The 12,947-nt window shown below is 47.7% G+C and carries 8 protein-coding genes; 2 read left to right on the top strand and 6 right to left on the bottom strand.

The features are described 5' to 3' along the window. Positions 1 to 52 precede the first annotated feature (52 nt). From JYB87_RS07700 to JYB87_RS07685, 4 genes are all read right to left on the bottom strand, one after another. Positions 53 to 517 (bottom strand): DUF2919 domain-containing protein, encoded by a 465-nt coding sequence (locus JYB87_RS07700; RefSeq protein ID WP_207356285.1) that lies wholly within the window; start codon positions 515 to 517, stop codon positions 53 to 55. 86 nt (positions 518 to 603) lie between these two features. Continuing rightward, positions 604 to 2,610, bottom strand: a complete 2,007-nt coding sequence (gene ligA, locus JYB87_RS07695) for an NAD-dependent DNA ligase LigA (RefSeq protein ID WP_207356284.1) — start codon at positions 2,608 to 2,610, stop codon at positions 604 to 606. 65 nt (positions 2,611 to 2,675) lie between these two features. Further along, positions 2,676 to 3,602 carry a cell division protein ZipA gene (zipA, locus tag JYB87_RS07690; RefSeq protein ID WP_207356283.1) on the bottom strand — a complete coding sequence of 309 codons (927 nt, stop codon included), beginning with the start codon at positions 3,600 to 3,602 and terminating at the stop codon, positions 2,676 to 2,678. Positions 3,603 to 3,625: 23 nt separating this feature from the next. Beyond that, a complete protein-coding gene (locus JYB87_RS07685) occupies positions 3,626 to 7,021 on the bottom strand; it encodes a chromosome segregation protein SMC (protein WP_207356282.1) in 3,396 nt (1,131 codons plus the stop codon). A 205-nt stretch (positions 7,022 to 7,226) separates the two neighbouring features. Between JYB87_RS07685 and cysZ the strand changes: the two genes are divergently transcribed. Further along, the gene (cysZ, locus tag JYB87_RS07680; protein ID WP_407695835.1) at positions 7,227 to 7,997 is read left to right on the top strand and encodes a sulfate transporter CysZ; all 771 of its coding nucleotides are present in this window, start codon (positions 7,227 to 7,229) and stop codon (positions 7,995 to 7,997) included. A 36-nt stretch (positions 7,998 to 8,033) separates the two neighbouring features. Here the strand turns inward: cysZ and JYB87_RS07675 are convergent, their stop codons facing one another. Continuing rightward, on the bottom strand, positions 8,034 to 10,604 hold the full coding sequence (locus JYB87_RS07675; protein WP_207356280.1) for an EAL domain-containing protein: 2,571 nt from the start codon (positions 10,602 to 10,604) through the stop codon (positions 8,034 to 8,036). Positions 10,605 to 10,972: 368 nt separating this feature from the next. On the opposite strand from JYB87_RS07675, the gene cysK reads away from it, so the two are divergent. Beyond that, positions 10,973 to 11,941, top strand: coding sequence for a cysteine synthase A (cysK, locus tag JYB87_RS07670; RefSeq protein ID WP_207356279.1), 969 nt, complete (start codon positions 10,973 to 10,975; stop codon positions 11,939 to 11,941). Positions 11,942 to 12,021: 80 nt separating this feature from the next. Here cysK and tehB read toward each other — a convergent pair whose 3' ends face one another. Further along, positions 12,022 to 12,867 carry an SAM-dependent methyltransferase TehB gene (gene tehB / locus JYB87_RS07665; protein ID WP_207356278.1) on the bottom strand — a complete coding sequence of 282 codons (846 nt, stop codon included), beginning with the start codon at positions 12,865 to 12,867 and terminating at the stop codon, positions 12,022 to 12,024. Positions 12,868 to 12,947 lie beyond the last annotated feature (80 nt).

Genomic DNA, 12,947 nt, shown 5'->3' with positions numbered 1-12,947 from the left:
TTGTTGGTAAAGCTCAAACAATTGTAGGAATTAGCTACAAATTGTGGCCAAATTACCCGCGCCAATCTTGGCAATAGAGTTTAAGGTGACGAGAAACGCGCAGATAAAGTAGTGACCAAAACAGAAACAGCGCATCAAGTGCCATCGACCATTCAAACCAAAAGTGGTTATGTTTCAACCGATAAAACAACAAACCGGCATCCACTATCAGCAACACCAACAACATGGGGCGTAGCCACTGAAAGCCATGACTCAACCATTGCGGCTTGCGGCGTCGTTCAGCGGTGACCAACAAAAATAGCAACACCGCACCTGCACCGGCAGCTAAAGAAATCAGAAAATCACTGCGTTCAGGAAAGAAAAAGCGCACCAATGCCGCGCGGTCACTCCCATCGGTTAGCGATAGAATGAAGATCACCCAGCCGCGAGCAATAAATAATAACAACAGATAAAGCACTAAGGGGGGCCGAATATGACCCTTGTCATCAAGCCAACGAACATCTTCGACACTGAACATAGTGCTTCCAAGAAAATTATGCTGAGGTTGAACTAGAGATGGGCGCCTGCAGCCATGATTTCAACTGCCACGCCCAAAAGAAAACATTATGACGCCAACACCGCCAGCAATTCAGCCTCATCAATCACTTTGACGCCAAGCTCAGTTGCTTTTGCCAACTTAGAACCAGCGGCTTCGCCCGCAACCACGCAATCGGTATTTTTAGAGACACTCCCCGCGACTTTGGCGCCCAAGGCTTCCAGTTTCGCCTTCGCTTCCGTGCGCCCTAATGCCGTTAAAGTGCCGGTTAACACCCAGGTTTGGCCTTTGAGCGGTTGTGCCTCTTCGTTTGGCGTTTCGATAGCTGGCCAGCTAACCCCAGTCTCAATCAATTGCTCAATGACTTCGGTATTATGGCTTTGCTCAAAGAAGTGCTTCACATGTTGTGCAACCACAGAGCCCACATCTTCGACTTCGATTAATTGCTCCAGACTGGCCTGTTGCAATGCTTCTAAGGTTTTAAAGTGATTGGCTAAGTTCGCAGCAGTTGCTTCACCTACTTCGCGAATTCCCAGTGAATAGAGAAATTTAGCCAGCGTAGTTGTTTTTGACGCTTGAATTGCCACAACCAAATTGGTGGCTGATTTCAGCCCCATACGCTCTAACGTCGTTAACGTCGATGCAGTCAAACGGTAAAGGTCTGCAGGGCTTTTCACCAATTCGCGATCCACCAGCTGTTCAACAATTTTGTCGCCTAAGCCATCAACGTCCATCGCTTTACGCGAAGCAAAATGTTTAATGGCTTCTTTACGTTGCGCGGCACAGAAAAGCCCACCGCTGCATCTCGCCACGGCTTCACCCTCAACCCGCTCAACCAAGGAACTACATACGGGGCATTCTTGTGGGAATACGATTTCGGCAGCATCCGTCGGGCGCTTATCTAAAACTACGGCCACAATTTGCGGGATCACATCCCCAGCGCGGCGTACAATTACAGTGTCGCCAATTTTAACGCCCAAGCGCTCTATCTCATCGGCGTTATGCAACGTGGCATTAGAGACGGTCACACCGCCGACAAATACCGGTTTTAACCGAGCAACGGGGGTCACGGCACCGGTACGTCCAACTTGAAAATCGACACCTTCAAGCAGCGTCAACTCCTCTTGTGCCGGAAACTTATACGCAGTGGCCCAACGCGGGGCGCGCGCTACAAAACCAAGCTGCTGCTGCGCTTCAATCTCATTGACTTTAAAGACCACGCCATCGATATCGAAGGCGAGATTCTGCCGTTTTTGCAAAATTGTTTGGTAATAATGCTGTACGCCAGCCAAATCATCGGCGAGCTGAGTTTCGCTACTGACAGGCAACCCCCAAGTTTTAAGTTGCTGTAATTGGCCATAATGGCTGTCGGCCATTGCAAAGCTGTCAGGATCAATCACACCTAAGGCATAAGCATAAAATGCCAGCGAACGTGAGGCAGTGATCTTACTGTCTAGCTGACGCAAGCTACCCGCAGCAGCATTCCGAGGATTAACAAACAGTTTCTCATTGCGGGCTCTAGCGCGCTCATTTAACGCTTCAAATGCAGCGCGCGGCATAAACACTTCACCGCGCACTTCAAGTAAAGGTGGATAACCTTCACCGCGTAATTTCAATGGGATTGAGCGAATCGTACGCACGTTTTCAGTGATGTTCTCGCCGACAGCCCCATCACCGCGGGTTGCGGCGCGCACCAATACGCCATCTCGATAAACTAAACTGACAGCCAAGCCATCAAGTTTAGGTTCACAACAATATTGCACCGGTCCAACTCGCTCGGTCAAACGACGATGAAAGGCGGTGAACTCCTCTTCGTTAAACACGTTATCAAGACTTAGCATCGGCCGCAGATGTTCTACCTGCTCAAATTTAGCAAGTGCTGCGCCGCCCACACGTTGGCTGGGTGAATCAGCTCGTTGCAACGCCGGATGTTCTGCTTCCAATCCTTTCAATTGCCGCATCAAACGGTCATATTCGGCATCAGGAATTGTCGGGTTATCATCGACATAGTAGCGAATATTATGTTCGTTGATGGTTTGGATTAGAGCATCAATCTGTTGTTCAACTGTTGGCATATCTAGGTCCGATAAATTAAAGGCCGCGTTACGCGGCCTTCAGCAAATGTTTTGTCGTGCAGCTATCAGGCGTTGGTTTTAATTCGCGCTAAATATTGCATCTTAATCTGTTCACTCCACAACTGGCGTTCACCATCAAGCAAGTTTGCATTGAGATCGTCAGCCAACTGCTGCGCCGAATTCAGCATGTTGGAGAAGTTAAACAACGCGTCACCGTAGCAAGGCAGCGTCATAAATAACACAACCCCAACAGTGGTAAACTGTTCCATATTATCGGGATCAAACACCCCTGGCTTCACCATATTGGCTAACGAGAACAGCACTTTACCATGACCAGCATTGTCTTCATGACGGTGGAAAATCTGCATATCGCCAAATTTGAAATTTAACGCCAGTAATGCAGGCAACAGCTCAGCACCACTTAACTGCTCGCCGTTTTTCGCCACAACATGCAGCGCCAATACATCGCGCGGTGGCGGTAACGCTTCATCCGCATCTGCGACCGCTTCAGTTGTTTCTATATCCTCTGGCTCTGCGTCAGTGGCTAAGCCAAGTTCCATCTGAGCAACTTTTTTAACCTCGAACTCTGGCTCTACCAATATTGTCGGCTCTTGGCGCTGAGATTTCGGCGTACGCTGACTGACATCGTTCGTCAGTTCAAAGGTTGGTTCTATCGCTTCAACAGGTTTTACCGCTTGTTTCGCCACTGGTGCTGCAGGTTTTGGTCGTTTCGTGGTTTTCAATTTAGGCGGCCGATCATCGGCGGTCATTTTACGCACCCGCACTTCACCCACACCTTCAGCATCAAAACCATCGCGGTCACGCGAATGTCCTGCTTCACGCGTTTTGGCTTCATCGCGCGCTAATCCATTGAGCGGCGATTCTTTAAACCCCTTGGGTTGCTGTTTACGGATAGACCAAAAGCCGTGGGCAAGTACTGCGATAATGGCTATCGCACTCAATACAATCAAAACGGGCTGTAAATCTTCCATTGCTGACCTGTAAATTCCTGTGGTTATCCGGCATCTGCCATCGCGACGGCTTCTTCAATATTCACCGCTACAATACGCGATACACCTGGTTCATGCATGGTCACACCAATCAACTGATCGGCCATCTCCATGGTAATTTTGTTATGGCTGATATAAATAAACTGTACGCTATCCGACATCTCCTGCAGCAGACGGCAAAATCTATCGACGTTCGCATCATCCAGCGGCGCATCTACTTCATCTAACATACAAAATGGCGCTGGGTTCAACCTAAAAATTGCAAAGACCAATGATAAAGCGGTCAACGCCTTTTCTCCACCGGAAAGTAGGTGAATCGTGCTGTTCTTTTTACCCGGTGGCCGCGCCATAATGGTTACACCGGTTTCCAATAAATCATCATCAGTCAAGGCTAAATAGGCGCTACCACCGCCAAAGACTTTGGGAAATAACTCTCCTAAGCCTTGGTTCACCTGATCAAAGGTGGTTTTAAAACGGGTTCGAGTCTCACGATCGATACGGCGAATCGCTTCCTCTAAACTATTCAGTGCTTGGGTTAAATCATGATCTTGTTCGTCTAGATACTGCTTGCGCTGCTTTTGTTGCTCATATTCATCAATCGCCGCAAGGTTAATCGCCCCAAGGCGGGTGATTTTACCACGCACATTTTCTAAATCTTTGTGCCACTTATCGATTGTGGCATCGTGGGGCAGTTGTTCCGTAACCTCAGCCAAACGGACCTGCTGTTCGCTCAACAATACCAGTTGACTCTCAGCCTGCCCTTTTAAACCTTCGCGACGTAACTTTAACGTGCTGATCGATTGAGTCAAGTGCTCTGCCTCAGCAAGCTGTTGTTTTTGCTTGATTGCTACTTGATCGTACAACTTTTGTAACTCAGCTTGCTGAGCCCGCGTCTGTTCTAACGCTTGCTGCTGTTGTTGTTGGATTTGCAGCAGCTGCTGCAACTGCTGTTCAAGTGTGTCCACCTGCTGTGCATCTTGAACGGCTAAATGCTGCGGGATCAAGCTCTCAAGCTGAGCGCGTAATTCAGTTTGTTGTTGCTCCGCTTGATCGAGCTGCTGCTGTTGCAAGGCAATTGCAGTGGTTAATTCATGTAGTTGCCGGCTCAATTCACGACTTTTGCGTTCGCTTTCCTGCACCTGTGATTTGAGCGTATTACGCTGCATCTGTAGCTCATTGTGCTGAGCTTCCAGCCGCCGCTCCTGCTCTTGCTTTTCATACAAGGCATCATCGGCACTAAACTGCGCCTCAATCAATGCTTCGAGCTCGAACTCCGCTGCAGCAATACGCTCCTGCAAAATCTGCCGTTCATGCTGCAATTGCTGTTGCCTTTCAGCCTCTAGCTTGGCTTGTTGTGCAGCATTGGCCATCAATAATTCGACTTTTGAGCACGCGAGTTGCGCTTGTTGCACCGCGGCTGCGAGTGCTTGCTGCTGCACTAAAGCGACAGCTACCGCGTCATCGGCCAGTGAAAGCTTTAGTGAGGCGGATTCTAATGCTTGGGTAGCTTGTGGCAATGCTTGCTCTACTTCATCGAGTTCGGCACGCATCGCCATTAATGAATCGCCAAGTTGATCTGCCATCGAGAGCACACAGCCATGTCCCAATAAACGACCATTTTTACATAGAATAAGCTGGTCAGCTGCCAAACTTGGTAGCAGTTGCTCAGCGTCAGTCAAAGACTCAGCAAACAACCAGCGACCTAACCAAGGTGTTAAATTTGCCGCCGCACTGATGGGGCCCCAATGCTTAGTCGATTGTGCGCTGAACCCTTCAACAGCGGCGTCCGACCATTGGCGCTGTAACAGCGGTTTGAGCCAGTATTCGACAGCGGCTTCCCACCCGGTATCGACCTGCAACTGTTGCCAAAGCTGTTGGCCGCCACTATCTGTCTGTGCCTGTTGTGAAGCGAGCCAACGGCTGATGAGTTGCTGACGCTGGCGTAAGCTGGTTAACGCCTCTCGTGCACTGTCAACTGCCTGCCGCTGCTGCTGTTGCTCACACAACTGCAGCTGATAATCCGAGTCTGCCTGCTGCAACGCGTGTGATGTCTCATCTCGCTGTTGCTTGGCCTGTGCAAGTTGCGCGGCTAAAGCATTTTCTGCTACTGGCGCGACGTCACTTGAGCGCTGCAACATTCGCTGGAGTTGTTCTTGGTCACGCCCCAGTTGCTGCTTTAGATGCTGCTCTTTGGTCGCGTCCAACTCTTGCTTATGCTTGAGCTCAATGGCTAATACGCGCGCTTTTCGCCAATTGCCATCGAGCTGCTGTAATCGCTCGTCCAATTGCTCCTGCTGAGATGAAAGCTCCCAATGCAACTCTTCCGCTTGTTGCTGCAGAGGTTCAAATTGTTGATGTCTTATCTGTAAGTTACTCAGTTCTGCACTGGCATGTTGATGGCGTTCGCTGGCCTGAGCTAACTGAGTTTGCAGTCTTTGCTGAGTCTGTGCTAATTGCTGATCTCGGTCTTTTAAAAAGGCAATCTGTTGTTCGGCTTTGGCAATGTCGGTATTGGATTGATAAAACTGCGCAACTTGGCGCTGCTCTAGGTCGTCCAAGTCATCTCGTTGCAGTTTGAGCTCGGTAAGCTGTAACGAGGCTTGTTCAGCCAACGCCTGCACCTTTGCCAATTCAGTTTCGAGCCTGAAAATTTCACTATTTTCTGCATCAGCGAGTTGTTGTAGCTCTAGATAGCGCATCACCAGCAGCTGCGCATTTAAGCTACGCTCCTGCTGCTTGTATTCACGGTAACGGCGCGCGGCATCGGCTTGTAAGGTCAACTTATCTAGCTGTTTGCCCAGCTCAGCACGAATGTCGCCTAAGCGCTCCAAATTATCGCGGGTATGTCGGATTCGGTTTTCGGTATCTCTGCGCCGCTCTTTATAGCGAGAGATCCCCGCAGCTTCTTCAATAAAAACTCGCAGCTCTTGCGGTTTACACTCAATCAATCGTGAAATCGTGCCTTGACCGATGATGGCGTAGCTTCGCGGTCCAAGGCCGGTGCCCATAAAGATATCGGTGATATCTTTCTTGCGACATTTTTGCCCATTAAGGAAGTAGAGATTATCGCCGTCGCGCGACACTTGGCGCTTGACCGCAATCTCATTGTAATTTGCAAATTGGCCACCAATACGGCCTTCGGTGTTATCAAATACCAACTCAACACTGGCAACTGATACTGGCTTACGACCGTTAGAACCGTTAAAAATCACATCCGCCCACGAGTCGCCCCGCAGATTTTTTGCAGAGCTTTCCCCCAACACCCAACGCACGGCATCAATCACATTGGATTTACCACAGCCATTAGGGCCGATAACGGCAGTAAGCGGATTGAGAAAAGGAATTTTGGTTGCATCGACAAACGACTTAAAGCCAGCAAGTTTTATCTGTTTTAGTCTCATGAGTTGCCGAATGCCAATCGCGTAGATGAAGTGATTATTGACGTCAGAAAGCTGAAATAACGCCGATTATAGTTGTGAATTCACTTTAACAAAGCTGCTGTATTTTGTAACCTTTTTTTAGATTTAACGCACCATTTTGCTTGTGTTACCACGTGCAGTTCATCACAATCATGACTTCATTTTAAGCATGTTTAGGGAGCGTATTATGTTGTCGACCCCTAATGCCGCCAAAAGCGGCATTCAATATTTTATGGATGGCTTTAGTCTGATCCGTCGCCCAGGATTACGGCGGTTTGTGGTGGTGCCGTTACTCGTCAATTTGCTGCTATTTTCAGGTGCATTAGTGTTAGCAGTTAACTACCTGTCCGAGTTAATGCATTGGGTAGATAAATCGGTACCTAGCTGGCTTGATTGGATTAGCTTTGTATTATGGCCACTAGTGATTCTCGCACTGTTAGTGGTGTTTTCCTTTGTGTTCAGCTCCATCATGAACTGGATAGCCGCGCCATTTAACGGCTTATTGGCCGAAAAAGTCGAACAATTGCTCACCGGAAAACCGCTAAATACTGGCGGGGCAATGGATGCCATCAAAGATTTGCCGAGAGTGTTTGGGCGCGAGTGGCAAAAGCTCAAGTACTACCTGCCGCGCGCACTGCTGGTATTGATTTTGTTCTTCATTCCGCTGGTTGGCCAAACGCTGTTTCCAATTATTTGGTTTTTATTCAGTGCTTGGATGATGGCAGTTCAATACTGCGATTACCCGTTTGATAACCATAAGGTGCCCTTTAACGATATGAAGTTTGCCCTTAAGCAAACTAAAGGCAGCAGCATGAGTTTCGGCGTGGCCGCCACGTTGTTTTCAATGATTCCGATAGTGAATTTTATCGTAATGCCGGTGGCCATCTGTGGCGCAACGGCAATGTGGGTTGATAAATACCGCGAGGTTTATCGCAACGCGCGAGTGGCGCCCGAATAACATGTTAGCTGTTGACGCCCTGGCAACAGGGCGTTATTAACTGATAATTTTCTGTTTTAAATCAGTAAAAAAGAGCTCTTCTAACTCACATGCTGGCATAGGTTTACCGAAGAAGTATCCTTGGAAGCGGCGACAGCCATGTTTCAGTAAAAACTGAAGTTGTTCTTCTGTCTCCACCCCTTCTGCAATTGCTTCTATATCCAGTGATACGCAAATCGCCAAAATCGCTTGCACGATGGCGGCATCACTTTCATCTTCGGTAATATCACGCACGAATGATTGGTCAATTTTCAACTGATCAACTGGAAGCTGTTTTAAGTACGACAGAGAAGAGTATCCCGTGCCGAAATCATCTAAGGAGAAGCGAATACCAGCCGCTTTTAGCCTGAGGATTTTTTCTTTGGCCACCTCAATATCTTGCAAAATGGCACTTTCAGTCAGTTCAATTTTAAGCCGCGACGGATCGGCTCCAGTGATAGACAGCGACATCAGCAATTCCGACACAAAATTCACATGACCAAATTGATGCGCGCTAACGTTAACCGCGACTTTTATTTCAGGGGGAATACCTGCTGCCTCCCAAGCGACAATTTGTAGACACGCGGCATTAATCACCCAACTACCAATCATTTCGATTAAGCCGGATTGCTCAGCCACAGGAATAAATTCGCCTGGAGACACCATTTTATTGTCTTCTTTAAACCAACGAATCAAAGCTTCGGTACCCACCAAACGGCCATTCGCATCAGTTTGTGGCTGATAATAAAGCACAAATTGATTTAACGACTCTGCTCGTCTTAAGGCACTTTCGATGACGTGACGTTGGGCAATCTCTTGCTGAATACTATTGTCGAAGAATTTAATCACATCCCGCCCGGCATCTTTTGCCTTATAAAGCGCCATGTCCACATGGGTCATTAACATGTCGATTGATTCTTTATCCCCTTGGAACAAAGCCACGCCGATACTGACGGTACAGCTGTAATCGGTTAGCTCGCTAGCTAAGCGATACGGCTGCAGAATTCGGCTTTTGACGGTTCGTGCGATATCTAACGCTTCTTGATACGCTCGCTTGCGATCCGTGCCAAGGCTATCCATCAAAATAATAAATTCATCACCACCAAGACGCGCCACTGTGTGTGAGGCTGACACGGCATTCTTCATCCGCCGTGCAACCTCAATCAGTAACAGATCACCCATACCATGGCCACAGGTATCATTCAGTGCTTTAAAGTTATCAAGATCCGCCATCAATACCGCCCCGTACTGGCCGGTTTCAACACTGGTTTCCAACTCGATACGGAACTGATCCATCAGCATACGGCGATTGGGCAAGTTCGTCAGTGAATCGTAAAAAGCCAGATGGCGGATCTGCTCTTCTGCCTGTTTACGTTCAGTTACATCACGAATAACCGCTACATAGACGGCGTCGTACTTCATCATCCAGCTGGTTATCGATAATTCCACCCGAATTTCAGAACCGTTTTTACGCAGCGCGGGCACTTCAACAATCTTACCGACGAATGGCTGCATGCTGCTATCAAATGTACTTTGCATCCCAGCATGATGTTTAGCGCGCGAATCATATGGCACTAATACTGAAATCGGTTTGCCTTGAATTTCTTTCTCGCTATAGCCAAAAATCTTTTCAGCGCCTTTGTTCCAATAGGCAATGTTGCCCTTGGCATCGGTTTGAATCACCCCTTCTTGCGCCAACTGCACCAACTTGCGATAGCGCAGTTCACTTTCAATGAGCGCCGTGTCCTTAGAGGCCATACTAGAGGTCATCTCATTAAAGGTTTTCGCAATATCGATGAATTCTCGCGGTAAGCTGTTGAGCAACATCGGGCCATGAGATGAGCCAATCTGAATTTGTCGCATTGCTTCACGTAAACTACCGAGCGGTTTGATCACGTTGCGGCGCAATAACCAAAGCACAATTAACGCCACCAGCACACTTGAAGCGCCCATCCACCCCAATTGAATACCAAACATATGCTTGATGCTGTCTTTCACCCGTTTACCGGGGACTTTAATACTGATAATGCCGCGTAAATCACCGACTTTATAATCATAAGCGGAATCATAGGTATCTTTGATGGTTTCGGGTGCGGTTGCTTTGCTGCCGTGACAATTGAGGCAATATGCTTCAACCCATATGGGTTTAGCATAATGATAAAACAGCTCGCCCGCGGCATTTTCAAAAGGCATGAAGTGGGTTTCGACAGTGGGGTTACGTCGAAAAAAGTCAATTGCTTGTTGCTCAACGGCATCAGCGGCATGTAACGGATTACGAGGTTGATCGGAAACGTTGTTAAATGAAAAACCAGAATTGTTCCAGTTACTCAGATCGCGCGAAATTTTACCGAGGGCATGTGCGGGTAGAAAGCCAATGGTGTCATGGTTGAGCGGTAAGCCGCTCTCTAAAAATTGGTGCTGATATATCCGTCGCACTGACATCAGCACTGATCTGACTCGGTCTGCTGACTCTAGCAGTTCTTGCTCTGTTTCATGCTTAATATGGTGATACATCAGCAGCTGTATCAGCCCAAATCCGGCGAGGAAAACAAAGAGTACCGCAATCAAAAATTTGGTACTTAGTGACATGCGAGCTTCCTTGTCAAACATATCAGCGCTGAGTATCGAACGTGATACAGAGGAAAACAACATCCTACTGGTGATAGCTGCGTACTTCACCACATTTCATAGTACCTGTTATCTTATGAGCGTGTGAATATTTTGAGTAATAATAATGTGAACTGGGCTCGATTTTCTCATGTTAACTATTCACCAATTAGTCCTATCTAATGGTGTTACTTCAATAGAAATGACCCACGACCGCTGCTATTGCTGACTATTGACATAACTAACTAAAACCTAATAACCAAATAGAATATACAAGATCAAAGTTTCACTTCTCATCATCGCTACGAGCATTATGCTTAGTAGTGAAAAATTCAAGGAGCTATTGAGCTATGAGCAAAATCTTCGAAGACAATTCATATACCATCGGTAACACGCCTTTGGTGCGTTTAAATCGTGTTAGCAACGGCAATGTGCTAGCCAAAGTTGAATCCCGTAACCCAAGCTTCAGCGTAAAATGCCGTATCGGTGCCAACATGATTTGGGACGCTGAGAAGAAAGGCCTGCTCACTAAAGACAAGGAACTGATTGAGCCAACTTCAGGCAATACCGGTATTGCGCTTGCCTATGTAGCAGCAGCCCGCGGTTATAAACTTACCCTGACCATGCCGAATACCATGAGCCTAGAACGTCGTAAGCTGCTAAAAGCACTTGGCGCTAACCTAGTGCTAACTGAAGGCGCAAAAGGCATGAAAGGCGCGATTGAAAAAGCAGAAGAACTGCGTCAAGCCGACCCAGAAAAATATATTATTCTGCAGCAGTTCTCTAACCCTGCGAACCCAGAGATCCACGAGAAAACTACCGGTCCTGAAATTTGGGATGCCACCGATGGTAATGTTGATGTCATCGTCGCAGGCGTGGGTACTGGCGGTACTATTACTGGTATCAGCCGCTATATTAAGAAAGTGCAAGGTAAAGCAATTACTTCTGTAGCTGTTGAGCCAGCAGAATCACCGGTTATCGCCCAAACCCTAGCGGGTCAGCCTGTACAACCAGGCCCGCACAAAATCCAAGGTATTGGCGCTGGGTTTATTCCGGGCAACCTAGATCTGGAACTTATTGACCGCGTTGAACCTGTGACCAGTGATGAAGCCATCGCAATGGCGCATCGCTTGATGAAGGAAGAAGGTATTCTTGTGGGTATCTCTTCAGGTGCTGCAGTTGTAGCCGCGAACCGCATCTCTGAATTACCAGAGTTTGCTGGTAAACAGATTGTTGTCATCCTGCCATCCGCCGCAGAACGTTATTTGACTTCACCACTGTTCGTCGGTCAATTCGGCGACTTGGAAAACGTGCAGTAATTCATTTCGGCTTAGAAGACAAAACCCGCGCTACTTGCTCAAGTAAAGCGGGTTTTTTAATGAATGACAGCATCAAAAACTCAGCATTTACGCGCCAAGATTGTTGCAAACCGAAGTTTAATCCGGTTTCCTTGCTCGTCGAGTTTATGCAATTCGCCAACGTTTTCGTTGTATTTCACTATGTCCCAACCGGCGTAGTAGTTAAGCAGTTCGTTCTCTTTAAAACGGAACGGGAACCCTACCGTACATGGATAGTCTGCGGTATCCATCGCCGACACAATCAAATTCAAACCACCGCTTTTAGTGTGCTGCTGCATCTGCGCAATCAGTTGTGGCACAGTTTCAGGCTGCAGAAACATCATCACCACTGTCGACAGTATAAAATCATATTCGCCGGTGATTTGTAATGAAGAAAGATCTTGAACTGCCGCATTGATCCCCGATAACTGTTCCGCGGCGATGATGCGATTCAAATTGGCAACACTAAGCTCGTTGCGATCATAGCCCTGCAGCTCAAAGTCGTTCAACTTCAAATACAAGCTGTTGCGACCATTACCACAGCCCAAATCTAATGCTTTGCCGCCGTGCAAATAAGGTAATGCGGCAATCACTTCAGAATGTGTGCGGGTCAGTTGGTATTTCTTCGCATAGTAATCTTCAGCAGTACACATACAATCAACTTGTATTAGCGCGTCATCGGAAGTGCTCACTTCATCGCCCAATGCGTTAGTAGCGATCTCATTGCTCGGGTTGGCGTGGCTTAGCACGATAGTTTCACCGTCTTTATAAACGCAAACGTTGCCTTGGCTAACCGTGAATCTCAACCAACTGGACGTGTCATTGAGCAACTGCGAAAACTGCTCTGTAAACTCAGTGCCAGTTAACACCGCAGTAGTGTGATAACAAAGCAACGACTCGTGAGACATAGCCACCTCATTTTTAAAAAGGGATTAAACGACAAAGCCAGTCACGAAGACTGGCTTTGTACGACGCGAATGCGCTTAGC

The sequence above is a fragment of the Shewanella avicenniae genome (assembly GCF_017354945.1).
GTDB classification, from domain to species: domain Bacteria; phylum Pseudomonadota; class Gammaproteobacteria; order Enterobacterales; family Shewanellaceae; genus Shewanella; species Shewanella avicenniae.
Note: the sequence above shows the minus strand (reverse complement) of the source record. Positions and strands in the feature narration are given on the sequence as shown.

What these genes read in the sequence shown, in the direction of transcription:
- cysZ (WP_407695835.1), top strand. Translation starts at nt 7,227, where the DNA reads ATGTTGTCGACCCCTAATGCCGCCAAAAGCGGCATTCAATATTTTATG.
- zipA (WP_207356283.1), bottom strand. Translation starts at nt 3,602, where the DNA reads ATGGAAGATTTACAGCCCGTTTTGATTGTATTGAGTGCGATAGCCATT.
- cysK (WP_207356279.1), top strand. Translation starts at nt 10,973, where the DNA reads ATGAGCAAAATCTTCGAAGACAATTCATATACCATCGGTAACACGCCT.
- JYB87_RS07685 (WP_207356282.1), bottom strand. Translation starts at nt 7,021, where the DNA reads ATGAGACTAAAACAGATAAAACTTGCTGGCTTTAAGTCGTTTGTCGAT.
- JYB87_RS07700 (WP_207356285.1), bottom strand. Translation starts at nt 517, where the DNA reads ATGTTCAGTGTCGAAGATGTTCGTTGGCTTGATGACAAGGGTCATATT.
- JYB87_RS07675 (WP_207356280.1), bottom strand. Translation starts at nt 10,604, where the DNA reads ATGTCACTAAGTACCAAATTTTTGATTGCGGTACTCTTTGTTTTCCTC.
- ligA (WP_207356284.1), bottom strand. Translation starts at nt 2,610, where the DNA reads ATGCCAACAGTTGAACAACAGATTGATGCTCTAATCCAAACCATCAAC.
- tehB (WP_207356278.1), bottom strand. Translation starts at nt 12,867, where the DNA reads ATGTCTCACGAGTCGTTGCTTTGTTATCACACTACTGCGGTGTTAACT.